This is a genomic window from Salinicola endophyticus, assembly GCF_040536835.1.
In the GTDB taxonomy this organism is placed as follows: Bacteria; Pseudomonadota; Gammaproteobacteria; order Pseudomonadales; family Halomonadaceae; genus Salinicola; species Salinicola endophyticus_A.
In genome coordinates this window covers 3,044,296-3,067,171 of the sequence record NZ_CP159578.1, presented here as the reverse complement: position 1 = coordinate 3,067,171, position 22,876 = coordinate 3,044,296, and the positions used below count along the sequence as shown (strand labels likewise).

19 protein-coding genes are annotated in these 22,876 nt (G+C 68.2%); 9 read left to right on the top strand and 10 right to left on the bottom strand.

Annotated elements, in window-relative coordinates:
- Window positions 1-277: 277 nt before the first annotated feature.
- From rsmB to def, 3 genes are all read right to left on the bottom strand, one after another.
- Window positions 278-1,639 (bottom strand): 16S rRNA (cytosine(967)-C(5))-methyltransferase RsmB, encoded by a 1,362-nt coding sequence (gene rsmB / locus ABV408_RS13900; protein ID WP_353979511.1) that lies wholly within the window; start codon window positions 1,637-1,639, stop codon window positions 278-280.
- Window positions 1,636-2,658 carry a methionyl-tRNA formyltransferase gene (fmt, locus tag ABV408_RS13895; protein ID WP_353979510.1) on the bottom strand — a complete coding sequence of 341 codons (1,023 nt, stop codon included), beginning with the start codon at window positions 2,656-2,658 and terminating at the stop codon, window positions 1,636-1,638. Before fmt ends, rsmB begins: the two co-directional genes overlap by 4 nt.
- A gap of 85 nt (window positions 2,659-2,743) precedes the next feature.
- On the bottom strand, window positions 2,744-3,256 hold the full coding sequence (gene def / locus ABV408_RS13890; protein ID WP_353979509.1) for a peptide deformylase: 513 nt from the start codon (window positions 3,254-3,256) through the stop codon (window positions 2,744-2,746).
- Window positions 3,257-3,645: 389 nt separating this feature from the next.
- On the opposite strand from def, the gene ABV408_RS13885 reads away from it, so the two are divergent.
- Window positions 3,646-4,764 carry a LysM domain-containing protein gene (locus ABV408_RS13885; protein WP_353979508.1) on the top strand — a complete coding sequence of 373 codons (1,119 nt, stop codon included), beginning with the start codon at window positions 3,646-3,648 and terminating at the stop codon, window positions 4,762-4,764.
- Entirely contained in the window at window positions 4,761-5,915 is a 1,155-nt protein-coding gene (gene dprA / locus ABV408_RS13880) for a DNA-processing protein DprA (protein ID WP_353979507.1), read from the top strand. The genes ABV408_RS13885 and dprA overlap by 4 nt, the downstream gene beginning before the upstream one ends.
- A gap of 92 nt (window positions 5,916-6,007) precedes the next feature.
- Here the strand turns inward: dprA and ABV408_RS13875 are convergent, their stop codons facing one another.
- On the bottom strand, window positions 6,008-6,850 hold the full coding sequence (locus tag ABV408_RS13875; protein WP_353979506.1) for a 5'-nucleotidase, lipoprotein e(P4) family: 843 nt from the start codon (window positions 6,848-6,850) through the stop codon (window positions 6,008-6,010).
- A 257-nt stretch (window positions 6,851-7,107) separates the two neighbouring features.
- On the opposite strand from ABV408_RS13875, the gene ABV408_RS13870 reads away from it, so the two are divergent.
- The 3 genes from ABV408_RS13870 to aroE all read left to right on the top strand — a co-directional run bounded on the left by ABV408_RS13870 (window position 7,108) and on the right by aroE (window position 9,496).
- Window positions 7,108-7,656 carry a Sua5/YciO/YrdC/YwlC family protein gene (locus ABV408_RS13870; protein WP_353979505.1) on the top strand — a complete coding sequence of 183 codons (549 nt, stop codon included), beginning with the start codon at window positions 7,108-7,110 and terminating at the stop codon, window positions 7,654-7,656.
- Between the two features lie 98 nt (window positions 7,657-7,754).
- The gene (hemF, locus tag ABV408_RS13865; RefSeq protein WP_353979504.1) at window positions 7,755-8,687 is read left to right on the top strand and encodes an oxygen-dependent coproporphyrinogen oxidase; all 933 of its coding nucleotides are present in this window, start codon (window positions 7,755-7,757) and stop codon (window positions 8,685-8,687) included.
- Window positions 8,684-9,496 (top strand): shikimate dehydrogenase, encoded by an 813-nt coding sequence (aroE, locus tag ABV408_RS13860; RefSeq protein ID WP_353979503.1) that lies wholly within the window; start codon window positions 8,684-8,686, stop codon window positions 9,494-9,496. Before hemF ends, aroE begins: the two co-directional genes overlap by 4 nt.
- 185 nt (window positions 9,497-9,681) lie before the next feature.
- Here aroE and ABV408_RS13855 read toward each other — a convergent pair whose 3' ends face one another.
- A complete protein-coding gene (locus ABV408_RS13855; protein ID WP_353979502.1) occupies window positions 9,682-10,488 on the bottom strand; it encodes a M48 family metallopeptidase in 807 nt (268 codons plus the stop codon).
- Between the two features lie 164 nt (window positions 10,489-10,652).
- Window positions 10,653-11,270, bottom strand: a complete 618-nt coding sequence (locus tag ABV408_RS13850; RefSeq protein ID WP_353979501.1) for a hypothetical protein — start codon at window positions 11,268-11,270, stop codon at window positions 10,653-10,655.
- 149 nt (window positions 11,271-11,419) lie between these two features.
- Here ABV408_RS13850 and ABV408_RS13845 point away from each other — a divergent pair, with 149 nt between their 5' ends.
- From ABV408_RS13845 to ABV408_RS13830, 4 genes are all read left to right on the top strand, one after another.
- The gene (locus ABV408_RS13845) at window positions 11,420-12,295 is read left to right on the top strand and encodes an ATP-binding protein (protein ID WP_353979500.1); all 876 of its coding nucleotides are present in this window, start codon (window positions 11,420-11,422) and stop codon (window positions 12,293-12,295) included.
- Window positions 12,296-12,385: 90 nt separating this feature from the next.
- Window positions 12,386-15,850: an ATP-binding protein gene (locus ABV408_RS13840; protein WP_353979499.1), complete on the top strand. Its 3,465-nt coding sequence runs from the start codon at window positions 12,386-12,388 to the stop codon at window positions 15,848-15,850.
- A gap of 14 nt (window positions 15,851-15,864) precedes the next feature.
- A complete protein-coding gene (locus ABV408_RS13835; protein WP_353979498.1) occupies window positions 15,865-16,254 on the top strand; it encodes a response regulator in 390 nt (129 codons plus the stop codon).
- Window positions 16,244-17,857 carry a diguanylate cyclase gene (locus tag ABV408_RS13830; protein WP_353979497.1) on the top strand — a complete coding sequence of 538 codons (1,614 nt, stop codon included), beginning with the start codon at window positions 16,244-16,246 and terminating at the stop codon, window positions 17,855-17,857. Before ABV408_RS13835 ends, ABV408_RS13830 begins: the two co-directional genes overlap by 11 nt.
- 98 nt (window positions 17,858-17,955) lie before the next feature.
- Here ABV408_RS13830 and der read toward each other — a convergent pair whose 3' ends face one another.
- The 4 genes from der to hisS all read right to left on the bottom strand — a co-directional run bounded on the left by der (window position 17,956) and on the right by hisS (window position 22,819).
- Window positions 17,956-19,359, bottom strand: coding sequence for a ribosome biogenesis GTPase Der (der, locus tag ABV408_RS13825; RefSeq protein WP_353979496.1), 1,404 nt, complete (start codon window positions 19,357-19,359; stop codon window positions 17,956-17,958).
- 235 nt (window positions 19,360-19,594) lie between these two features.
- A complete protein-coding gene (gene bamB / locus ABV408_RS13820; RefSeq protein WP_353979495.1) occupies window positions 19,595-20,755 on the bottom strand; it encodes an outer membrane protein assembly factor BamB in 1,161 nt (386 codons plus the stop codon).
- The gene (locus ABV408_RS13815; RefSeq protein WP_353979494.1) at window positions 20,752-21,411 is read right to left on the bottom strand and encodes a tetratricopeptide repeat protein; all 660 of its coding nucleotides are present in this window, start codon (window positions 21,409-21,411) and stop codon (window positions 20,752-20,754) included. The genes bamB and ABV408_RS13815 overlap by 4 nt, the downstream gene beginning before the upstream one ends.
- 118 nt (window positions 21,412-21,529) lie before the next feature.
- Entirely contained in the window at window positions 21,530-22,819 is a 1,290-nt protein-coding gene (gene hisS / locus ABV408_RS13810; RefSeq protein ID WP_353979493.1) for a histidine--tRNA ligase, read from the bottom strand.
- Between the last annotated feature and the right edge of the window lie 57 nt (window positions 22,820-22,876).

Sequence of the window (22,876 nt, the reverse complement as noted above, 5' to 3'; positions counted from 1 at the left end):
AGCGTTATATCCGTGGGACGAGCTATTCGTTTGCCCTGTCAGCGACTGCCCTACTAGCTGCTGGCTATCTGGCTAGTCAATAGTCTGTATCCATCCATACCCAAAAATATAAGTACAGGCTTATCTTTTTGTCAAATATTATTCTCCGTCTCTCTTGGCATGGTGTCAGGAAGGTCGAAGAGGCAAATTTCGGGGGCGGCGGTACGCCGAAAAGGGCAGGTTATCGCTGCTGAAGATCGCGGAGTGGGGCAGGCATAGTGCCTGCCCCTATCTGGAACTAGTCGGCTACCTTCTCCAGCCGGGCGTAGAAGAAGCCGTCGTGGCCGTTCTGCGCGGTCAGGAGCTGGCGGCCGTGGCCGGCGGGCTGGCCCCAGGCGAGGTCGTCGGGCGTGGTGGCGCGGGCATCCGGGGTGTGCGCCAGGAAGGCGGCGATCTGCTCGGCGTTCTCGGCCGGCAGCACCGAGCAGGTGGCGTAGAGCAGGGTGCCGCCGGGGACGAGCTGGCGCCACAGGTTGTCGAGCAGGCGCGCCTGCAGCGCGGCGAGGTCGCCGATGTCACTGGCGCGGCGGGTCAGCTTGATGTCCGGGTGGCGGCGGATCACCCCGGTACCCGAGCAGGGGGCGTCGAGCAGGATGGCATCGAAGCCCGCGCTCGGCGCCGCGGCGTCGGCGCTGTCCGAGGTCTGGCCCAGCGTCTCGGCGAGCGTGGCGCTGCTGGCGTCGAGGGCGCTCAGGCGAGCGTCGAGACCCAGCCGCTCCAGGGTGGCACCGACCCGCGCCAGCCGGCCGGGATCGATATCGCTGGCGGTGAGGTCGAGGGTGAAACGCTCCAGCAGATGCGCGCTCTTGCCGCCGGGGGCGGCGCAGGCGTCGAACACCCGGGCGCCATCGCGGCCCTCGAGTGCTGGCGCCAGCAGGTCGGCGCAGAGCTGGGCGGATTCGTCCTGCACGCTGACGTCGCCCTCGGCGAAGCCCGGCAGCTGGTGCACGTCCACCGCCCCCGCGAGCTGGATACCGTCGGCGGCGAACTGGCAGGCGCTGGCCTCGATGCCGGCGGCGTCGAGGCGTTCGAGATAGGCCTCGCGCGTGGTCCGGCGGCGGTTGACGCGCAGGGTCATGGGCCCGGCCTCGTTGTTGGCCGCGCACAGTGCTTGCCAGGCGTCGGGCCAGGCCTGGCGCAGCGCCTTGAGCAGCCAGGCGGGGTGCCACAGCGCCACCGGCGGGTCGCGGTCGACCTTGGCCTGGAGCGCCACCGACTCGCGCTGGAAGCGGCGCAGGCAGCCGTTGAGCACACGGGTGGCCCAGGCCTTGCCCAGCCCTCGGGCGGCACCGGCGGTCTCGCTGACCGCGGCGTGCGCCGGCACGCGCATGTGCAAGAGCTGGTAGAGACCCAGCAGCAGCAGCGCCTGAACGTCGCTGTCGCGCTTCTTGAACGGCTGGCGCAGCAGCTCTGCGGCCAGCGCGTCGAGGCGCGGATAGGCGCGGCAGACACCGAAGCAGAGCGCCTTGACGAAGCCGCGGTCGCGCTCGGCCACCGCGTGGGCGGCGATCTCGCCATCGAGTGAGGCAAGCGAGCCTTCGCCGTTGATCACCGGCACCAGCAGTTTGGCGGCCACGGCCCGTGCACTGATTGCGCTCATGCGTCGGCTCCTGTCGACTCTTGTGGCTGGCCTAGGTCTGGCTGGCCCAGGCGTTGCCCGGCGCCGAGCCGTGACGCCTTGGCGTTGAGCAGGTCGCGCGCCGCCAGCGGCTTGCCGCCCGGCAGCTGCAGCCGGGTGACCCGCAGTACCTCGCGTCCCTCGCTGCCGCAGGCGATGCGCAGGGCGTCGTCCGCCGGGGAGAGCAGGGTGCCGGGGGGCGTGGCGGTCTGGGCGGTGTCCGCCTCGGCCTCGGCCAGCCACAGGCGCACGCTGTCACCGTCGAGCCGTGTCCAGGCCACCGGCCACGGGTTGAAGGCGCGCACCCGGCGCGCCAGCGCCGCGGCCGGCTGGCGGAAGTCGAGTTCGGCTTCCGCCTTGGAGAGCTTGCTGGCGTAGGTGACGCCGTCATCAGGCTGTGGCGTCGGTGTCAGGCTGGCGTCGCTCAGCGCGTCGAGGCCGGCGATCAGGGTCTCTCCGCCGAGGGCGGCCAGGGTATCGTGGAGTGTGCCGCCGGTGGTGGTGGCATCGATCGGCGTGCGCCGCACCAGCAGCATGTCGCCGGTATCCAGGCCGGCATCCATCTGCATCAGAGTGATGCCGCTTTCGCTGTCGCCGGCCTCGATGGCGCGCTGGATCGGCGCCGCACCGCGCCAGCGCGGCAGCAGCGAGGCGTGCACGTTGAGACACCCCAGCCGTGGCAGGTCGAGCACCGCCTGCGGCAGCAGCAGGCCGTAGGCGACCACCACCATCACGTCGGCCGCGAAGTCGGCCAGCGTCTGCTGCGCCTCGGGCGTCTTGAGCGAGGTCGGCTGACAGACCGGCAGGGCGTGATCCAGCGCCAACTGCTTGACCGGGCTCGGCGTCAGCTTGCGCCCGCGGCCGGCGGGGCGGTCGGGCTGGGTGTAGACGGCGACGACCTGATGACGCGAGTCGAGCAGCGCTTGCAGGCTCTCGGCGGCGAAGTCGGGGGTGCCGGCGAAGACGATACGTAGCGCGCGGCCGTCGGTGCTGTGGCTCATGCGGCGGGGTTCCTCTCGAAGCACGAAAGGCCGGCGTCGCGGTGACGGCCGGCCTCGAACGAAGACTGACGTGGGCGAATCCGGATCAGGCGTCCTGATCCTGCTTGTGGCGCTTCTGCATCTTCTTGAGCACGCGGTCGCGCTTGAGCGGCGACAGGTAATCGACGAACAGCACGCCTTCGAGGTGATCGCACTCGTGCTGGATGCAGTGGGCGAGCAGACCGTCGGCGTCGAGCTCGTAGGCCTTGCCGTCACGGTCGGTCGCTTTCAGGTGAACGCGCAGGGCGCGCGGCACTTCGGCGTAGTAGTCGGGGATCGACAGGCAGCCTTCCTGCAGCGGCTGGCGCTCGTCATCCAGCGGCGTGTAGCTCGGGTTGATCAGCACCAGCGGCGAATTGCGGTCGTCGCTGACGTCCATGACGATGACGCGCTGGTGTACGTCGATCTGGGTCGCCGCCAGACCGATGCCCGAGGCGTCGTACATGGTCTCGATCATGTCGTCGACCAGGGCGCGGATCTCGTCGTCGACCTGCGCCACCGGGGCAGCCTTGGTGCGCAAGCGGGGATCGGGATATTCGAGGATGGTTCTGATGGCCATAGCGTTCTGGGTGCCCGTCGGCATGGTTGACGTAATCCTCTATTGTAGAGCCGCGGCGGTGCGTTCTCAAAATCCCGCGACGCGATCTCCCCTATCTTAGGGTTTGTACGAAAAGTCAGCGAGCGAAGGCAAGACAAGGCAAAAAACGGCGAAAACGCGGAGTTTACGGGGTGTAAATGAGCATGTGACTCGCTCCGCTCGCCCTTCGGGCCGTCCTTCGGACGTTCTGAACGTGGTTCAGTGAGACGATTTTTAACCCCGTATTGCCGAGCGCAGGTAGTTTTCGTACAAAGCCGGGGGTGCATTCAAGTCCCGTCGGCATGGGCCGATCTACTCCTGACAGGCGCGGCACCGCCGCGCGACCGATATCCAGCGTCAGGAACAAAGCGATGGCGAACGGCCTGCGGCTCCCACCCACTCGGTTCTTTCGCCGGCTGGTGTCATCGGCACTCGGCTGTGGGCTTTTGCTGTTCACGCTGACCGGGCCGGGTGCCGGCCCGGCGCTGGCCTACACCCTCAAGCCCGATGCCCCGAGTCGCTATCAGGTGCGCCCTGGCGACACCCTGTGGGGCGTGGCGGCGCGCTTTCTCGAAGATCCCTGGTCCTGGCGCGAGCTTCTGCGGCGCAATCCCGGCGTAGCCGGGCCCGAGCAGCTCTATCCCGGCGATGTGCTGGTGCTCGACCCTGGCGCCGGCGAGCCCGCGCTGCGTATCGAGCGCGGGCGTGGTGAGACGGTCAGACTCTCGCCCCAGGTGCGCCGAGCGCCGGTGCGAGAGGCATTGCCCAGCCTGCCGCTGGAGCGGGTACGGGTGTTCCTGGAGGCCTACCGGATCGTCGATCCTGCCCTGCTGGACTCGGCGCCGCGGGTGGTGGCGGGGCAGGGCGGGCGCCTGCTCAGCGGCGCCGGGGATCGGCTCTACGCCCAGGGTCGGCTGCCGCCGGTGGGCACGCGGCTGGGCATCTACCGCGCCGGAGACGACTACCGCGCCCCTGCTGACGGCGCTCCTCTGGGGCGTGAACTCCAGCGCCTGGGCGAGGCGCGGGTGGTGCAGCGGTATCCTGACATGAGCGAGCTGGAAGTGCTCGATGCCGGGCGCGAGATCCGCGCCGGGGATGCCCTGCTGACGCTGGACGATGGCGGCATCACCACCGAGTTCCTGCCGCGGGCGCCGGCCTCGCCGATCACCGCGACCCTGCTCGCGGTGCCTGGCGGTGTGCGCTTCATCGGCCGTGACGACGTGGTGGCGATCGATCGCGGGCGTGCCGACGGGCTCGAGCCGGGGCACGTGCTGCAGGTGATGCGTCAGGGCGAGCGGGTACGCGCCGCCGACGGCGATGGCTGGATCGCCCTGCCGGCGCACGAGGCGGGCGCGGTGATGGTGTTCCGGGTCTTCGACCATCTCGCCTATGCGCTGGTGATGCGGGCATCCGAGGCGCTGGCGGTGGGCGATCTGCTGACCACGCCCCGGGCGCTGGGCGCCAGCGTGGCGCATACGGAGACGCCATGAGTTCGGCGGGGCCGACACTGCGCGATTGGCTGGCGCTGGCCGCACTACCCGGGCTCGGCCCCACGCGGCTGGCACCGCTGCTGCAGCGCTGGCGCGAGCCCGAGTCGCTAGCCTGGCCGCAGGGCTGGCTGGCGGCACTACCGGCTCGGCTGGCCCAGCCGCTGCGGCTGTGGCTCGATCACCCCGCGAGTAGCCCGCTCGAAGCTTCGGTTGAGGCGGCGCTGACATGGCAGGCCGAGAGTCCGCGGCACCATTTGCTGTCTCCTTCCCATCCCGCCTGGCCCGTGCTGCTCGATCAGCTCCCCGACCCGCCGCTGGTGCTGTGGGCCAAGGGCGAGCTGAGCGCGCTGACGCCACCGGCGATCGCCATCGTCGGCACGCGCAAGCCGACCCGTGAGGGGCGCGACAACGCCGCGACCTTCGCCCGTGACTTGATCGCGCGCGGCTTCGGCGTGGTCAGCGGCATGGCGCTGGGTATCGATGGCATCGCCCAGCACACTGCGCTGCAGGCTGGCGGTGCCACCGTCGGCGTGCTCGGTTGCGGCGTCGACGTGGTCTATCCGCCGCGTCACGCTGGGCTCTATCGCGATCTGCTGGCGGGTCGAGGGCTGCTGCTGTCGGAGCATCCGGCCGATACCGCGGCGCATCCGCGCTTCTTTCCGCGGCGCAATCGGCTGATCACCGGGTTGTCTCAGGGGGTGCTGGTGGTGGAAGCCGCGGAGAAGAGTGGCTCGCTGGTCAGCGCACGCCTGGGGCTCGAACAGGGGCGCGAGGTGTTCGCCCTGCCGGGCTCGATCCACAACCCCCAGGCCAGCGGCTGCCTGCGGCTGATCCAGCGCGGCGAGGCGGCGCTGGTGCGCAACGTCGACGACATACTCGCCGAACTGGGGCACTGGACACCGACAGTGGCTGGCGAGCATCTGGACACAGCGCCATCCGAGGCCGCCACGCCACCGGTCACGAGCCCGGAGGCGTCGGTCGGGCAGAACCCGGGGGTATTGGCGCAGCTGAGCGATACCCCGACGCCGATCGACGTGCTGGTAGCGGCATGTGGCGAGTCGGTCGCCACGCTGCAGCTGGCGCTGCTCGAACTCGAGCTGGAGGGGCAGGTGGCGCAGACCGCGGGAGGGTGGGTACGCCGCCGCGGTTGAAAGTCGGATAGACAGGAACGGTGCTCGGCCTCCGGACGTGGCTCGTCCCGGAGGCCGAATACGTTGGGTGGTTGGCAAATCAATCGCGCGGCTCAGGGCGTCTCGGGGCCGCCCCACTGCTGCAGGTGATTGCGCCGGGCGCGGGCTTTCTGCGCGTCGTCCAGGCTCCAGTCGTTGTGATAGAGCGCACCCTCCCAGGCGCCGTAGGCGGGGTTGGGCAGCACGATATAGCGGCTGCCGAAGGCGTCCGGCTGGGCCTCGACGGCAGCGCGACGGGCCTCGGCGGTGGCGCGCTCGAAGCCCGCCGAAAAGTCGCCCAGATTGTCTCCCATCAGCAGGATCACCCAGTGCGACTGCGTCACGCGCTGGCGGCGGGCGGTCTTGTCGCTGCTCTGGGTGCGCGGCAGGAAATGCGCCTCGTCGGCATCGGGGAAGCCGACCTGACGCAGGTTGCGCAACGTGGCCTGGGTCTCGTCGGCGCGCCGATTGGTGATGTAGAACACTGCCACCCCGCGTGAGGCAGCGTAGTCGAGAAACGCCTTGGCCCCGGGCATCGCCCGGGCGCTGGCCTTGTCCACCCACTGGTGCCAGGTGTCGCTCTGATAGTTCTCGCCGCTGGCGATCAGCCACGCCTCGTAGGGGCTGTTGTCGAGCACCGTCTCGTCGACATCGACCACGATCGCCGGCGGCCGCTGCTGCGCGTCGGGGGCGGCGAGCGCGCGGTCGAGATTTCGGCGTGCGAGATTGAACGCCTGATGGCTCAGCGCAGCGTACTCGCCGGAGGTCTGCATCCATAGCGTCGCCATCACCAGCTGATCGGAGAGCGCGGGCGCCGGCGGCTGGCTCGTCTGCTGGGCCGGCTGCTGGGCGCAGGCGCTGAGGCCACCGGCGCAGACCAGGCCGAGCAGCGCGAGGGATAGAGGCGATCGGGTCATCTTGGGCTCCTGAGACAAGCTGAGAGTCGGGGTGACGCTGGGCACGTTTCGGTACGCTGCCACTCGTTTCACTATGGCCGGCGCACGCCGCGGGCGCCATCTTCGCTGGCTGCGGGCCGGCCCTCGGCGTCCTGTGCTGCATGGAGGGCTGTGAAGGGCGAAGATGCGACGGGGTGCGACGCTCGGGCGCGGAGGCGAGCCTGAGGCGGCGTGTTAACATCGCCGCAGCTTGAACCGGGCAACTCGAGGAAGCGGAGATGTCAGAGTGGGCCGCCGCGATTGCGGCGCTGAAACAGGGAGGCGTGATCGCCTATCCCACCGAGGGGGTCTGGGGACTCGGCTGTGACCCGGACGATGCCGCTGCGCTGGCACGGGTGATCGCGCTCAAAGGGCGCGCCAGCGACAAGGGCTTGATTCTGATCGCCGGCAGTCTGGAGCAACTGGAACCTTGGCTCGCCGGCCTGGATGCCGAGCAGCGCGGGCGCCTGGCGGCGAGCTGGCCCGGCCCCAATACCTGGCTGATCCCCGATAACGGGCGCGCCCAGCCGCTGCTGCGGGGCGATCACACCACGCTGGCGGTACGGGTCAGCGACCACCCGCTGGTGCAGCAACTGTGTGCCGCCTGGGGCGGGCCGCTGGTCTCGACCTCGGCCAATCGTGCCGGCGACGCGCCGGCCATGAGCGCGCAGGCAGTGCGCGAGACCTTCGGCGGCGACGTGGCGGCGATCGTCGACGGCCCGCTGGGGGGACGCGATCGCCCCAGCACGATCCGCGACCTGCTCAGCGACCGCGTACTGCGCCCCTGAGCCGGGCGGCTGTCACGCGCCGCGCCCGCCTGACAGCCACCATGCGACCCTTGGCAGCCGGCGCCCCATTTCCCGTACCCCGCAGAAGGACATCGACCATGGCACATTCGCATCTCGATAGCGTCAAGACCTACCTGCTCTCGCTGCAGGACTCCCTGTGTGATTCGCTCGCGGCGCTGGATGGCGCCAAGGGATTTGCCGAGGATAGCTGGGAGCGCGCCGAAGGCGGCGGGGGGCGCAGCCGGGTGATCGAGGAGGGCGCGCTGTTCGAGAAGGGTGGGGTCAACTTCTCCCATGTGTACGGCGCCGAGCTGCCCGCCTCGGCCACCGCCGCCCGCCCCGAGCTGGCCGGGCGCAGCTTCCACGCGGTGGGGGTCTCCTGGGTGCTGCATCCGCGCAACCCGCATATCCCCACCGCCCACGGCAACGTGCGCTTCTTCATCGCCGACAAGCCCGGCGAGGCGCCGGTGTGGTGGTTCGGCGGCGGCTTCGACCTGACCCCCTATTATCCCTACCTCGAAGACGCCCAGCACTGGCACCGTGTGGCGCAGCGCGCCTGCGAGCCGTTCGGGGAGTCGGTCTATCCGCGCTTCAAGGCGTGGTGCGACGACTACTTCTTCCTCAAGCACCGCAATGAGACTCGCGGCGTTGGTGGACTCTTTTTCGACGATCTCAACGAGTGGCCGTTCGAGCAGTGCTTCGCCTTCCAGCGCGCGGTCGGCGACAGCTTTCTCGATGCCTATCTGCCGATCGCCGAGCGCCGCCGCGAGACCCCCTTCGGCGAGCGCGAACGCGAGTATCAGTCGTTCCGCCGCGGGCGCTACGTCGAGTTCAATCTGGTCTGGGACCGGGGTACCCTGTTCGGGCTGCAGAGCGGTGGGCGCACCGAATCGATCCTGATGTCGATGCCGCCGATCGCGCGCTGGGAGTATCAGTGGACCCCGGAGCCGGGCAGTCCGGAAGCGCGCCTGCTCGCCTATCTCAAACCGCATGACTGGCTGAACGCCACCCAGGAGCCGCAACCCGCATGAGCGATCGTTACGCTGTCTTCGGCAACCCCATCGGCCACTCGAAATCGCCGCGCATTCATGCCGCCTTCGCCGCGCAGACCGGCGAAGCGCTGGTCTATGAGGCGATCGAAGCCCCCAGCGACGATTTCGCCGGCGCCTGGCGCGCCTTCGTCGCCGGCGGTGGGCGCGGGGCCAACGTAACCGTACCGTTCAAGCAGGATGCCTTTGCCCTGGCCGAGGTGCATACCCCGCGTGCGCACCTCGCCGGCGCGGTGAACACCTTGTGGCTGGACGCCGACGGCCGGGTCCACGGTGATACCACCGATGGCGTGGGTCTGGTCCGCGATCTGCAGACGCATGCCGCCCCGCTGGCGGGCGCGCGGGTGCTGCTGCTGGGGGCGGGTGGCGCCTCGCGCGGGGTGATCCAGCCGCTGCTCGAGGCCGGCGTGGAGAGCCTGCGCGTGGCCAACCGCACGCCGGCCAAGGCGCAGGCGCTGGCGGCGCTGTTCGCCGGTAGCGGGCAGGTCGTGGGCTGCGGCTTCGAGGCGCTGGAAGGGGGCTTCGACCTGGTGATCAACGCCACCAGCGCGAGCCTCGCCGGTGAGTTGCCGCCGCTGCCGGAGACACTCTTCGCGCCCGAGGCGCTGGCCTACGACATGATGTACGGCGCCGAGCCGACGGTCTTCCTGCGCTGGGCCGCAGCGCACGGCGCGCGCACGGTGGATGGCCTGGGCATGCTGATCGAGCAGGCGGCGGAGTCGTTCTGGCTGTGGCGTCAGGTACGCCCGGAGACTGCGGCGCTACTTGAGACGCTGCGCGCCGAGCTTTGAGGCCGCGCGTTGCTCGTCGCGTTCGGTCAGCCATTTGCGATCGCAGCCCTTGGTGCAGTCGCCGAACGTAGAGCGTGGGCTAAAGACCAGCCGTAAAAACCAGTCGTAAGGCACAGATGGCAGACGGCCGCCGCCGGAGCGTTCCGGCGGCGGCCGTCGTCGTTGCAGGCCAGGATGTCCTCAGCTCACGCCTTGCAGTTGGGCCGACGTCCGGCCGCCTTGGCCTGTTCGTAGCGCGGCACCGCTTCGTCGAGGCGGTTCTTCAGCCCGCTCATGCGCTGGTCATTGCTGGGGTGGGTCGACATCCACGCCGGCGGCTCGCCCTGGCTGTTGGCGGCCATGTTCTGCCACAGCTTGAGGCTGGCGCGGGGGTCGAATCCGGCGTCCGCCATCAGATCCAGGCCCACCAGGTCGGCTTCCGACTCCTGCTTGCGCGAGAAGGGCAGGATCACACCGTATTGCGCCCCGGCGCCCAGTAGCCCCATCACCTGTTCGCCGCCGGCACCCTGCAGCCCGGCGGCGCTCTGCAGCACCGACAGCCCGGTCTGGGTGGCGGCCTGGGTGGAGACCCGCTCGTTGGCATGGTGCGCCAGCACGTGGCCGACCTCGTGGCCGATCACCGCGGCGAGCTGGTCCTGATTGGTGGCGACCTTGAGCAGCCCGGTGTTGACACCGATATAGCCGCCGGGCAGGGCGAAGGCGTTGGCGGTGTCATCCTTGAACAGCTTCACCTGCCACTTGCCGATACCGGTGCTGGCCGGCACCTGGGCGGTGATGGCGTCGGCCACGCACTGCACGTAGCGCGCCTGGGCACCGCCCACCGTGGGCAACTGCTGCTCGTACTGGCTGAAACTCTGCTTGCCCATCTGGGCCAGCTCGTCATCGGAGTAGAAGGCGAGCTGGTTGCGTCCCAGGGGCGAGGTGCTGCAGGCGCTGAGCAGCGCCGCGACGCCGAGAACGCCCAGGGCGCGGCGCGAAAGGGGGAGTGACATGCGGGTCTCCGAATACGAGTCTGGCGTTATCGTTGCTGTCTTGGCTGACGTCGAGTGCGGGGCGCCAGGGCATTGCCCGATCCGGCCGGTCGCGGCGCGTCAGCCCGTCCAAGATACCCGGCCTGCCCGGGCGGTCAACCTGCACGCATCGAGGGCCGCCGGCGTCACTCGGCCGGGGGTATATCGTCAGCGCGGGAGGTGTCGCCGACGTCGAGTTCCAGGGTCGGGGCCGAGACCACTCGCGCCAGCGCCGGCGGCAGTGCCGGGGTCAGGCTGAGATGGCTGCCCGGCGGCAGCTCGCCGCTGGTGCTGAGGCTACGCGCCAGGTCGAGCAGCGCGGCGACCTTCTGCGCGCGGCTGGGCAGGGCGTCGATGCCGCGCGGTTCCAGCGCCGCCGGCAGCGTCACCGTGGTGGTCTCACCCGCGTGCAGCGGCACTGGTTGATCGAACTCGCCGGCGACCGGCTCGGCTCCGGGTACCTGGAGTTCCCAGGCAAAACCCTGGAGTTCGAGCGACGGCGCGTTGGCGGGCAGCGAGAGCGCCAGCGGCAGATCGATGTTCACCGGCAGCCCGGCCAGAGCCAGCCCCGAGCTCAGCAGAGTCAGCTCGTCGATGCCTTCGAGGCCGGGGGCGAAGTGGTAGTTGCCGATGCGCACGTTGTCGACGCCGAGTGAGGAGAGCGCGATACGTCCGAGCAGGACACCGACCTGGGGCAGGGCGAGACAGCCGCCGAGCAGGGAGACCAGCAGCACAGCGCAGGCAAGGCGGATACGAGACGTCATCGTCTCTCCTCGGAGGGAGTCATGGGGAGGCGCCCGGCCGGGCTCGACTGGACCCGACGGCGCGCGCGGCACAAGATACGCCCATCGTGGCGATTGGCAATCCCCTGCCGGCGCCGGACGTGCAATATCGACCCGAGGAGACCCGAGAGATGGATGGAGAGCTGGCCCAACGGCTGAGCCGCCTGCTGGAGCGTGTCGAGGCGTGGCTACCCGAGCAGCCCCCGGCGGTGGACTGGACCCGTGACGTGGCGGCGCTGTGGCAGTCGCATCCGCTGGGCGGCCAACTGGTGCCGGTGGCGCCGCGGGATGCGGTAGGGCTCGACGATCTGATCGGCGTGGAACGCCAGAAGCGGGCGCTGGTCGACAACACTCGCGCCTTCCTGCAGGGGCACCCGGCCAATCATGCGCTGCTGTGGGGCGCGCGCGGCAGCGGCAAGTCGTCGATGGTGCGTGCGCTGCTCAACAGCCTGGCCGGCGAGGGGCTGCGCCTGATTCAGGTCGACCGCCACGATCTGGTCGCGTTGCCGGTGCTGGTCCAGCGCCTGCGCGATCACCATCACCGCTTCGTGGTCTATTGCGACGACCTCTCCTTCGAGGGCAACGACGATGCTTACAAGGCGCTCAAGAGCGTGCTCGACGGCACCCTGACCGGGCCGCCGGAGAATGTGCTGCTCTACGCCACCTCCAACCGCCGCCATCTGCTGCCGGAGTCGATGGCCGACAATCAGCAGACCCAGCTGGTCGACGGCGAGCTGCACCATGGCGATGCCGTGGAAGAGAAGATCTCGCTCTCCGACCGCTTCGGGCTGTGGCTGGCGTTTCATCCCTTCGACCAGCTGGCCTATCTCGAGGCATGCCGCCACTGGGTCGAGCATCTCGGTGGCGCCGAGAGCTGGGGCGAGGCGGCGCGAGCGGAGGCTAAGCGCTACGCCACCCTGCGCGGGGTGCGCAGTGGCCGTGCGGCGTGGCAATTCGCCTGTCAGTGGGTGGGAAGCGAAGCTATTCGCCAAATGCAATATCAGTGAAATGCGTTAAGCTCGTCGTCAGGGCATTTCTCTCGTGAAAAAGTCTGAGAGCCTTGCTCATACTTTTTCAGTGCCGACGAGAGGTTCCGGGTGAAAGTCTTGCGTTTACCGCTGCTGACGACGCTATTGGGTAGCGTACTGCTGACGGCCTTCTTCGGCTTCATGCTGAATCAGGCGCTGGACAACGATCGCGAGGCGTTCCAGCGCGATCTGGGGTTCCAGTCCCAGGAGCAGGGCATCACGGTCAGTGCCACCCGCGCCGGACTCGAGCGCCGGGTTCAGGTACTGGCCACGACCCTGGTGGCCGACCCGGTGGTCCGTGCGGTCATGTCCCAGGCGGCGCAGGAGGCGTCGCCGGATCGGCTGGCGACGCTGCGAGCACGCCTGCGCGACAACATCGGGCCCTACTGGCAGTCGCTGCGGGCTGGCGGTGCGCTGGAGCTCAATGTCTTCCTGCCCGGCGCCGACGATCGCAAACCGTTCCTGCACACCGAGCCGCCTGGCGTCGGCCGGGAAACCATCGCCGACAGCGATTATCTGCTGCAGCAGAGCGAGGCCACGGGAGAGCCGGTCTTCGGCATCGAGTTCGACGGTGAGCGGGCGACCACGGCGGCCATCGCGCCGATACTGGCCCCGGGCGACGAGCGCGGCGGTGCGCTCGTCGGCTTGCTGGAGGTGGAGTTCGGCCTGGTCGCCAATGTCCAACAGCTGTCAGAGCAGCTGGAGAGCGGTGTCGCCATCCTCGCACGCCGAGAGAGTGAGAATGGTGGGGGCCCGCTATGGCGGGTGAACGAAAGTTCCGACGAGCGCATCGTCGAATGGCTTGACCGGCATCGTTTCCCCGAGATACGGACGCGGGCCGAGTGGCGGGTCGTCCAAGGCAATAACCGCCACCACTATCTGTTGACCCTGGTGCCGGTGAGCCGCAGCGGCGATGAGGGCTCTCAGGCCGTGGCGGCGATCGCCATCTGGAAGGACGTCAACGTACAGTTTCAGCACCGCCAAGCGCAGATGCTCGCCACCTGGCTGCGCTGGGGAGTGGCCTGGGGGATCGCCGAAGTGTGCCTGCTGCTGCTGCTGTGGGGGACGCGTCGGGTCACCCGCGAGGCCATGTTGCAGCATCAGCAGCGCCTGGAGCAGCAGAAGACCTCGCTGGTGTTGCTCAACCAGAGCCTCGAGGCGCAGAAAGATGCACTGCAGACACTCAACGATATCGCCGCGCTGCAGGAGCGCTCGTTTGCCGTACTGATGGAGCGCGCGCTCGAGGCGGCGGCGGCGCATCTCGATATGCCGTTCGCGGTCGCCAACCAGATCGATGGCGAGAATTACATCATCCACTCTGGCTACTCGCCGGACAATCGCTTCGTGCGCGGGCAGGTGCTCAAGACCAGCGAGACCTACTGCAGTGCGGTGGTGGCGCGCAGCGATGTGGTGGCGTTCACCGACGCCGACAACGAGGGCTGGCGCGACCATCGCTGCCGTCTGCTGTTCGGACTGAAGAGCTATATCGGCGCGCCGATCTGGGTCCACGGCGAACGCTTCGGTGCGCTCGCCTTCAGCGACGAGCGCGTGCGTGGGCGGCCGTTCGACGAGGCCGACCGCGAGTTCGTGCGCCTGCTGGCGCGCTGGGTCGGCGCGACCCTGATGCGCTGGCAGGAGGTCGAAGCGCGCGAAGAGCTATCCGCACGCCTGACCAAGATCGCCTCCCAGGTGCCTGGGTTGATCTATCAGTATCATCAGGACACCGAAGGGCGCCCCTCCTTCCCCTACGCCAGCGAGGCGATCAAGGCGTATTACGATGTCACCCCGGAGCAGGCCAAGCACGACGCGACGCAAGTCTTCGAGCACATCGTGCCGGAAGACATGGAGCTGCTGCTCGAGTCGATACGTGAGTCTGAGCAGAACCTGACCCCGTGGCACTGCGAGTATCGCGTGAAGCGGCCCGATGGCGAGATCCTCTGGCTGTCGGGTCAATCGGTGCCCGAACGCGAGGAAGATGGCAGTACCACCTGGCACGGCTTCCTGCACGATGTCACCGAGCGCAAGCGCAACGAGCGCTTGAAGGGTGAGTTCATCTCCACCGTGAGCCATGAGTTGCGTACCCCGCTGACGTCGATCTCCGGCTCGCTGGGACTGATCCAGGGCGGGGCGCTGGGCGAGCCGCCGGAGAGCATGCGCTCGATGCTGGCGGTGGCGCATGGTAATGCCAAGCGGTTGATCCTTTTGATCAATGACCTGCTCGACATGGAGAAGCTGGTCGCCGGCAAGATGACCTTCCAGATGCAGGAACAGCCGCTGATGCCGTTGATCGATCAGGCGATCGAGTCCAATCAGGCCTACGCCGATCAATTCAAGGTGCACTATGTGGTCACCGAGCGTCTGGAGCAGACCGATGTCAATGTCGATGCCATGCGCTTGCAGCAGGTGCTGAGCAACCTGCTCTCCAATGCTGCCAAGTTCTCGCCCCCCGATATGCAGGTGGAGGTCCGGGTCGAACCGATCGGCGAGAATGTCCGCGTCAGCGTGATCGACCACGGCCCCGGAATTCCCGATGCGTTCCACGACCGTATCTTCCAGAAGTTCTCCCAGGCCGACGGCTCCAGCACGCGCAAGCAGGGCGGTACCGGTCTGGGCTTGGCGATCACCCGTGAGCTGGTCGAGCGCATGCGCGGCTCGATCAATTTCTTCTCCGAGGAGGGGCAGGGGGCCTGTTTCTTCTTCGAGCTGCCGCGGATCGATCGCCCAGCGGATGCCGAACCCGAGACGGTGCTGCCGATGTCGGAGACCGTTGCCGAGATGCCCGTCGATCCCGGCTCGCGGCTGCTGATCGTCGAGGACGATCCGGATACGGCCCTGTTGCTGGCGATTATGGTACGGCGCTGGGGCTATCAGGCCGAGATCGCGCATACGCTGGAAGAGGCGCTGGGCTGGATCGAACGGCGTAGCTTCGATGCCATCACCCTCGATCTGATGCTGCCCGATGGCAGTGGCCTGACGCTGTTGCGCCAGCTGCGCGAGCAGCCGGCAACACGCGAGCTGCCGGTGCTGGTGGTGTCGGCGATCGCCGAGGAGGGGCAGCTGGAGATCGGGGGCCAGCTCAACGCGGTCGACTGGCTGGCCAAGCCGTTCGACGAGGGCCGCCTGGCCAGTGCGCTGCAGGGCTCGCTCAGCGCCGGCCCGCGGCGGGAGCGCATCATGCATGTGGAGAGCGATGCCGACTTGACTCGGCGGGTCGCCGGCCAGATCGCGGCGAGCATGACGCTGGACGTGGCGCGCTCGGTCGCCGAGGCGCGCTACCTGCTCGACAGTAACGAGTACGGCCTGATCTCGCTCGATCTGACCGAAAATCAAGGACCGGGCTGGGAGATCATTCCGCTGCTCAGCCAGTTATCGCGCCAGCCGGCGGTGATCATTCTTTCCGAACAGGCGCTGGCCCCGACATTACTGGGCCGCGTCGAGACCGCCATCGCACGCCCCGGGCTCTCGGCCGAGGAGCTGATGGCGGCTTTCGATCGACAGTTACGCCACCGCGATGCCGACGGTGAGGAAACCTAAGGGACATTTCTGACATGCAACCGTTACAGCGCGTCCTCCATGTCGAGGACGACCCGTCTATTCAGGAAGTGGCGCGGATCGCGCTCGAAGTGGTCGGCGGCATGCAGGTGGCCAGTTGCGACAACGGCCTGTCGGCGCTGGAAAAGGCCACTGAATGGCAGCCGGATCTGATCCTGCTGGACGTGATGATGCCCGGGATCGATGGCCCCACGACGCTGGGTAAATTGCGCGAGCAGGCCGAGACACGCGAGATTCCGGTGGTCTTCATGACCGCCAAGGTACAGCCCAGCGAGCTGGAGCACTACCGTGAGATCGGCGCCCTCGATGTGGTGATCAAACCGTTCGATCCGATGACGTTGGCGAGCCAGCTGCGCGAGATATGGGAGCGTTCGGATGCAGGATGAGGACGTTCAGGCGCGCCTGGCGGCACTGCGTGAGCAGTACGCCGAGCGCCTCGGCCACGATTTGCAGACGCTGATGGCGCAGGCGCGCGAACTCGCCGCACGCCAGCGCACGGTCGAGCCCGAGGCGCTGGAGTCGTTGCGCCATGGGCTGCACCGGATCGCCGGCTCCGCCGGTACCTTCGGCTATCCGGCGCTGGGGCGGGAGGCGCGCGAGATGGAGCTGTGGGTGCAGGCCGTGCTGGAGACCTCGGTCGCGCCCACCTCGCCGATGCTGACCACGCTGCATGACCGCCTATCGGGTAGCTATCGGCTGCTCGAAGACAGTGCGAAGACGACGCTGGGCGAGCCGCAGGCGGACTTCGAACTGGTGAGCGGTGAGCGTTCGGTTCGGATCGCGATCCTGGCCGAGGGCGACACCCAGGTGCTGCTGCAGTCGCTGAGTGGCTTTGGCTACGACTGCCGCGGCCTGAGCCAGGTCGAGGAGGGCGACGCGTGGCAACCCGATGTGGTGATCATCGACACGGCCAATCTCGAGCCCGAGGTGTGGCAAGCTCGTATCGCCGAGGTGCCTGGCGCGATGCGGGTGCTGCTCAGCGCCGACGGCAGCTTTGAGGCTCGTCTGCGGGCCGTGCGTGGCGGTGCCCAGGGCTTCTTCACCCATCCGCTCGACGTGCCGGCGCTGGAGCGTCGTCTGCGTCATCTGGTGACCCTGCCCCAGCAGGACCCCTACCGGGTGCTGATCGTCGATGACGACACCGAGCTGGCCGAGCATTTCCGCCTGACGCTGAAAATCGCCGGCATCGAGTCGCGGGTGATCGACCAGCCCAGCGACGTGCTGCGTGGGCTGCGCGAGTTCGTGCCCGATCTGGTGCTGATCGATATCAACATGCCGGGCTGCTCGGGCCCGGAACTGGCACGGTTGATCCGCTTCGACGACGACTGGCTGCGCATTCCGCTGATCTATCTCTCGGCGGAGTCAGACGCCCAGCGCCAGGCCCAGGCGCTGGCCCAGGCGGGGGACGATTTCCTGGTCAAGCCGATCTCCGATTTGGCACTGACCGCGGCGGTGACCGCGCGCGCCCAGCGCTCGCGCCAGTTGAGCCAGGCGCTGGCCCGCGATGGCCTGACCGGGCTGATCAAGCACCCGGCAATCAAGGAGCTGATCGAGATCGAGCAGTCACGCACCCAGCGCAGCGGCGCCGAGGCGTGCGTGGTGATGATCGACATCGACCGCTTCAAGTCGATCAACGACACCTATGGTCACGGCACCGGCGACTATGTGATCCGCCTGCTCGCCAACCTGCTGCGTCAGCGCCTGCGTCGGGTCGACCATATCGGCCGCTACGGGGGGGAGGAGTTCGTTGCGGTGCTGCCGGCGTGCTCGCTGGAAAACGCGCGTGAGGCGATCGAACGTATTCGCGAGAGCTTTGCCCAGATGGAGTGCGTGGCGGGGAAGGAGGTGTTTCATGCCACCTTCAGTGCCGGTGTCGCCAGCACGCTCGACTGGACGGACGCCGGGGCGCTGTTGGAAGCCGCCGATCGCGCCATGTACGACGCCAAGCAGGGCGGGCGCAATCAGGTGCGGGTGGCGCGCGCCGCCTAAGGGAAGCGCCCAAGCGCGCACCGCTGCTTCTTGCCCGATCCGCGGCGGCACGCCGAGAAGCGTGCCGCCGACAGGTGCTGAACGTTAGTTGCCGAACCTCAGCGGCGGTTCTTGCGCGCTTCCTTGGTCCTACTGAGCTGACGCGCGCGCGCCTTCTCGCGATCGTTGGCGTCGCTGTGCTTGTCATAGGGGTTGTCGCCGGAGCGGAACTCGAAGCGGATCGGCGTACCCCGCACCTTGAGCACCTTGCGAAAGGTGTTGGTGAGATAGCGCTTGTAGGCTTCCGGCAGCGCCGATGTCTGGTTGCCATGGACGACGATGATCGGCGGGTTGCTGCCGCCCTGGTGGGCCATGCGCAGTTTGATCCGGCGGCCGTTGATCAGCGGCGGCTGATGCTCGCTGACCGCATCCTGCAGCAGGGTGGTCAGGCGGTTGGTCGACCAGTGGCTGTTGGCGCTGGCGAAGGCCTTGTCGACCGACTTGTAGAGATCGCCCACCCCGGTGCCGTGCAGCGCCGAGATGAAGTGCAGATCGGCGTAGTCGGCGAAGCCGAGGCGGCGCTTGATGTCCGCACGCATCTTCTCGCGCGCTTCCTGCTCCAGGCCATCCCATTTGTTCACCGCCAGCACCAGCGCCCGGCCGCTCGACAGCACGTAGTCGAGCAGGTGCAGATCCTGTTCGACCAGGCCGCTGCGGGCGTCGAGCACCATGATCGCGACATGGCACTCCTTGATCGCCTCAAGGGTCTTGACGATCGAGAACTTCTCAGCGGTGAGGGTGACGTTCTTGCGCCGCCGGATACCCGCGGTATCGACCAGCACGTAGGGCTTGCCGCGGCGCTCGAAGGGGATCTCGATGGCGTCGCGGGTGGTGCCGGCTTCGTCGAACACCACCACGCGCTCTTCGCCCAGCATACGGTTGACCAGGGTCGACTTGCCGACGTTGGGGCGGCCGATCACGCCGATGTGCACCCCGGGGTGGCCACCCTGCGGGCCGGCCAGCGGGTCGCGGGCGGGGAAGGGCTCGAGCACCTCGTCGATCAGCGTGGTGACGTTGCGCCCGTGGGAGGCGGCGATCGGCCGCGGGTCGCCGAGGCCCAGACCCCAGAAGTCGGCCATGCCGATCTGTTCGTCGAGGCCGTCGGTCTTGTTGACCACCAGCCAGGTCTTCTTCTGGTTCACCCGCAGGTGATTGGCGATGGCCTGATCCGCCGGCATCAGCCCGGCGCGGGCGTCGACCAGGAACAGCACGATATCGGCTTCGTCGATGGCGGTGAGCGACTGCTCCGCCATGGCGGCGTCGATGCCTTGTTCATCGCCACTGATACCACCGGTATCGATGACGGTGTAGGCCTTGTCGCCGAGCTGGCCGTTACCGTACTTGCGGTCGCGGGTGAGGCCGGGGAAATCGGCGACCAGCGCGTCGCGCGAGCGCGTCAGGCGATTGAACAGCGTCGACTTGCCGACATTGGGGCGGCCAACCAGGGCGATAACGGGGGTCATGGCGATTCGCAAACGAGCAGCGGGAGTATGGCGCCGGCGCGGGATGGGCGCCGACGACGTCAGGATATGGGCGAGGCTGAAAGCGTACCTGCCTCGCGTTCTGGCGCGATTCTAGCATAGACCGCCGCCGGGCACAGACCACGATCCTTCACCGGCGTGCGCCGGGGCACGGCGTACCCCAGACGACGACGGCCCCGCCTAGGCGGGGCCGTCGTCAAGACGCAGCGTGCGCGCCTCAGGGCTTGACGGTCTTGAGGTCGTAGGCGACCAGACGACCATCGTTGGCGTAGACGTAGAGACGCTTGTCGCCGGTCAGCAGCGGCAGGGTGAGGCCGCTGCCGCTGACATGGACGCGCCCGCTCATCTCGCCGGTGGTGGCGTCGAGCAGGTGCACGTAGCCCTCATAGTCGCCCACGGCGATATTGCCGTCGACGAAGGCGGGCGAGGTCAGCCAGCGCCCTTCGAGGGTGTCGGCGTCCCACATCACGCGACCCGAGTCGGCCTCGATGGCGAGCACGTGGCTGGCGGCATTGACCGTGAACAGGTAGTTGCCCACCACCAGCGGGGTCAGGTAGCTCGACTCCTTGCGCTCCCACAGCACCTTGCCGGAGGTCGCTTCGAGCGCCACCAGACGACCGTTGTAGCTGGTCACGAACAGGCGCCCATCGCGGGTCAGCACCGGCTGGCCGTCGAGATCGACCAGCTGGTCGACTTCGGTACGGCCCTGGGGCACCGCGACGCGCATGTCCCACAGGCTCTGGCCGCTGCGGTTGTCGAGGGTGACCAGGCGGCCGTTGGCGAAGCCGGCGAAGGTGACCGGCTCGATGGTCCGCGGCGTGCCAGTGCCGCGCAGGGTCAGCGCCGGCATCGCGCTGGAGTAGATCCACTTTTCCTGGCCATCGGCACGGTCGAGGGCGGTCACCGCGCCGTCGACGCTCTGCGCGATCACCAGCTGGCTGTTGACCTGGGGCGGCGCCAGCACTTCGCTGGAGACTCGCGAACGCCAGGCGATACTGCCGTCGGTGCGATCCACCGCCAGCACTTCGCCGTTGCGGGTGCCCAGATAGAGGCGGCCGGGGTCGGCGCCGATCCCGCTGGAGATCGGTGTGCCGAGCTCCACCTCCCACTGGGTGTCACCGCTGTCGGTGTCGATCGCGCGCAGATCGCCGGTCTGGTCGACGGCGTAGATCGTGCCGCCATCGACCAGCGGGGTCAGCGGGTACTGGGCGCGGCCCAGACCTTCGCCGATGTCCTGACTCCAGCGCTCGTCGAGTTCGACGGTGGCGGGGAAGTCCTTGAGCTCCTTGGGCGGATACTGGGGTTCGACGCTACCGGCGCAGCCGGCCAGCAGGGTCGCAGTCAGCCCCAGGGGCAGCAGTAGGCGGGTCAGTTTCATGGGGTAGCGTCCTTTGCACCGAGATCGTCGAGCTTGAGCTGAAGGCCGTAGAGCGTCTGGTCCGACGCCTGCGCCAGGTTCTGCGCTTCCTGATACGCCTGGCTGGCGTCGTCGTGGCGGTCGAGGGCGACGAAGGCATCACCGCGCACCGCCTGGCGCTGCGCCTCGAGCGCTTCGGGGAAGCTGCCGTCGAGGGTCTTCAAGGCGCTGTCGGCGTCCTTGGCGGCGATCTGCAGGCGCGCCAGTTCGAGCTTTGCCAGCCCCTGCATGTAGGGGCGGTCACCGTCGGCGATCACCGGTTCGAGCGCCTTCCGGGCGCGGGCGTCATCGTTGGCGCCCACCGCCAGCTTGGCCTCGATCAGGCCAGCGAGATCGGCGTAGAGCGTGCCGCCGTGATCGCTTTCGAGCTTGTCGGCCAGCTCGAAGGCCTGGGCGCGCGCCTTGTCATCGATGCTATCGCTGGCGGCGATGGCGATGAGCTGCTGATAGGTCACCGAGGCCTCGGCGGACTGGTTCTCCTGATGACGCTGCCAGGCGTGCCAGCCCAGCACCAGCGCCACGGCAACGACGATGCCGACCAGCAGCGCGGTGCCGTTGGACTTCCACCACTCCTTGATCGCATCCAGCTGTTCTTCTTCGCTTTTCAGCTCCGCCACGGGCGGTCTCCTTACACTGTGTGACTCGGCGCCCGCTCAATCAGGCGCGCTATCGATGCCGTCTCGCGTCGCGCAGATGCCTCCCCCGGCGCCGCGGCAACGGCGCCGAAGGCTGGCGTCATGACTCGCCGACGATGTGTTCGGCGAGCCAGGCGATGGCCGCTTCCTGCTCCAGGGTCTGCTGCTCGCCGTCATCGCGTAGCGGCTTGAGGGTCAGACGGCCGTTGGCGATCTCGTCCTCACCCAGGATCAGCGCGATCCGGGCGCCGCTGCGGTCGGCGCGGCGAATCTGGCTCTTGAAGCTGCCGCCGCCGCAGTGTACCTGAAGGCGCAGCCCCGGCAGAGTGTCGCGCAGACGCTCGCCCAGCAGCAGTGCCTGGCGCTCGGCGCCATCGCCCATCGCCAGCAGGTAGGCGTCGACACTGCCCATGGCTTCGTCGGGGAGCAGGTTTAGGGTCTCCAGCAGCAGCATCAGGCGTTCGAGGCCGATGGCGAAGCCCACCGCCGGCACGGCCTTGCCGCCGAGCTGCTCGACCAGCCCATCGTAGCGGCCGCCACCACACACCGTGCCCTGGCTGCCCAGCGCCGTGGTGGTCCACTCGAACACGGTGCGCGAGTAGTAGTCGAGCCCGCGCACCAGCCGCGGATTGAGGCGGTAGCCGATACCGGCGGCGTCCAGGGTCGCCTTGAGCTGCTCGAAGTGCTCGCGCGACTCGTCGTCGAGATGATCGAAGAGCTGCGGGGCGCCGGCGAGCATTTCGGCCATGTCCGGATTCTTGGAGTCGAGAATGCGCAGCGGGTTGCTGGTCAGGCGTCGCTGCGAGTCCTCGTCGAGCACCTCGCGATGGGCCTCGAAGTAGGCCACCAGCGCCTCGCGGTAGCGCGCCCGGGCCTCGGGCGAGCCCAGCGAATTGAGTTCGAGGGTGACGTGCTCCGACATGCCCAGCTGACGCCACAGGCGCGCCGAGAGCAGGATGATCTCGGCGTCGATATCCGGCCCGGTCATGCCGTAGGCTTCGATACCGATCTGGTGGAACTGGCGATAGCGCCCCTTCTGCGGCCGCTCGTAGCGGAACATCGGGCCCATGTACCAGAGCCGCTGGGTCTGGTTGTGCAGAAGGCCGTGCTCCATCGCCGCGCGCACCACCGCCGCGGTGTTCTCCGGGCGCAGGGTCAGGCTCTCGCCGTTGCGGTCGTCGAAGGTGTACATCTCCTTCTCGACCACGTCGGTGGCTTCGCCGATCGAGCGCGCGAACAGACCGGTCTGTTCGACGATCGGGGTACGAATCTCGCGGTAGTCGTAACGCGCCACCAGCGCGCGCAACTGGCGCTCCAGGTACTGCCACGCGGGCGACTGATCCGGCAGTAGATCGTTCATGCCGCGGATGGCTTGTATCTTGTTGCTCAACTGACACTCCTGCCTAAAGCAAAGCGCCGCGGACTCCCGGCCCGCCGGCGCTGGATG

Coding starts and splice junctions, on each gene's coding strand:
- fmt (WP_353979510.1), bottom strand. CDS start 2,658: ATGAGCCACAGCACCGACGGCCGCGCGCTACGTATCGTCTTCGCCGGC.
- dprA (WP_353979507.1), top strand. CDS start 4,761: ATGAGTTCGGCGGGGCCGACACTGCGCGATTGGCTGGCGCTGGCCGCA.
- def (WP_353979509.1), bottom strand. CDS start 3,256: ATGGCCATCAGAACCATCCTCGAATATCCCGATCCCCGCTTGCGCACC.
- ABV408_RS13835 (WP_353979498.1), top strand. CDS start 15,865: ATGCAACCGTTACAGCGCGTCCTCCATGTCGAGGACGACCCGTCTATT.
- ABV408_RS13850 (WP_353979501.1), bottom strand. CDS start 11,270: ATGACGTCTCGTATCCGCCTTGCCTGCGCTGTGCTGCTGGTCTCCCTG.
- ABV408_RS13870 (WP_353979505.1), top strand. CDS start 7,108: ATGTCAGAGTGGGCCGCCGCGATTGCGGCGCTGAAACAGGGAGGCGTG.
- hemF (WP_353979504.1), top strand. CDS start 7,755: ATGGCACATTCGCATCTCGATAGCGTCAAGACCTACCTGCTCTCGCTG.
- ABV408_RS13875 (WP_353979506.1), bottom strand. CDS start 6,850: ATGACCCGATCGCCTCTATCCCTCGCGCTGCTCGGCCTGGTCTGCGCC.
- rsmB (WP_353979511.1), bottom strand. CDS start 1,639: ATGAGCGCAATCAGTGCACGGGCCGTGGCCGCCAAACTGCTGGTGCCG.
- ABV408_RS13830 (WP_353979497.1), top strand. CDS start 16,244: ATGCAGGATGAGGACGTTCAGGCGCGCCTGGCGGCACTGCGTGAGCAG.
- ABV408_RS13885 (WP_353979508.1), top strand. CDS start 3,646: ATGGCGAACGGCCTGCGGCTCCCACCCACTCGGTTCTTTCGCCGGCTG.
- ABV408_RS13855 (WP_353979502.1), bottom strand. CDS start 10,488: ATGTCACTCCCCCTTTCGCGCCGCGCCCTGGGCGTTCTCGGCGTCGCG.
- ABV408_RS13845 (WP_353979500.1), top strand. CDS start 11,420: ATGGATGGAGAGCTGGCCCAACGGCTGAGCCGCCTGCTGGAGCGTGTC.
- aroE (WP_353979503.1), top strand. CDS start 8,684: ATGAGCGATCGTTACGCTGTCTTCGGCAACCCCATCGGCCACTCGAAA.
- der (WP_353979496.1), bottom strand. CDS start 19,359: ATGACCCCCGTTATCGCCCTGGTTGGCCGCCCCAATGTCGGCAAGTCG.
- bamB (WP_353979495.1), bottom strand. CDS start 20,755: ATGAAACTGACCCGCCTACTGCTGCCCCTGGGGCTGACTGCGACCCTG.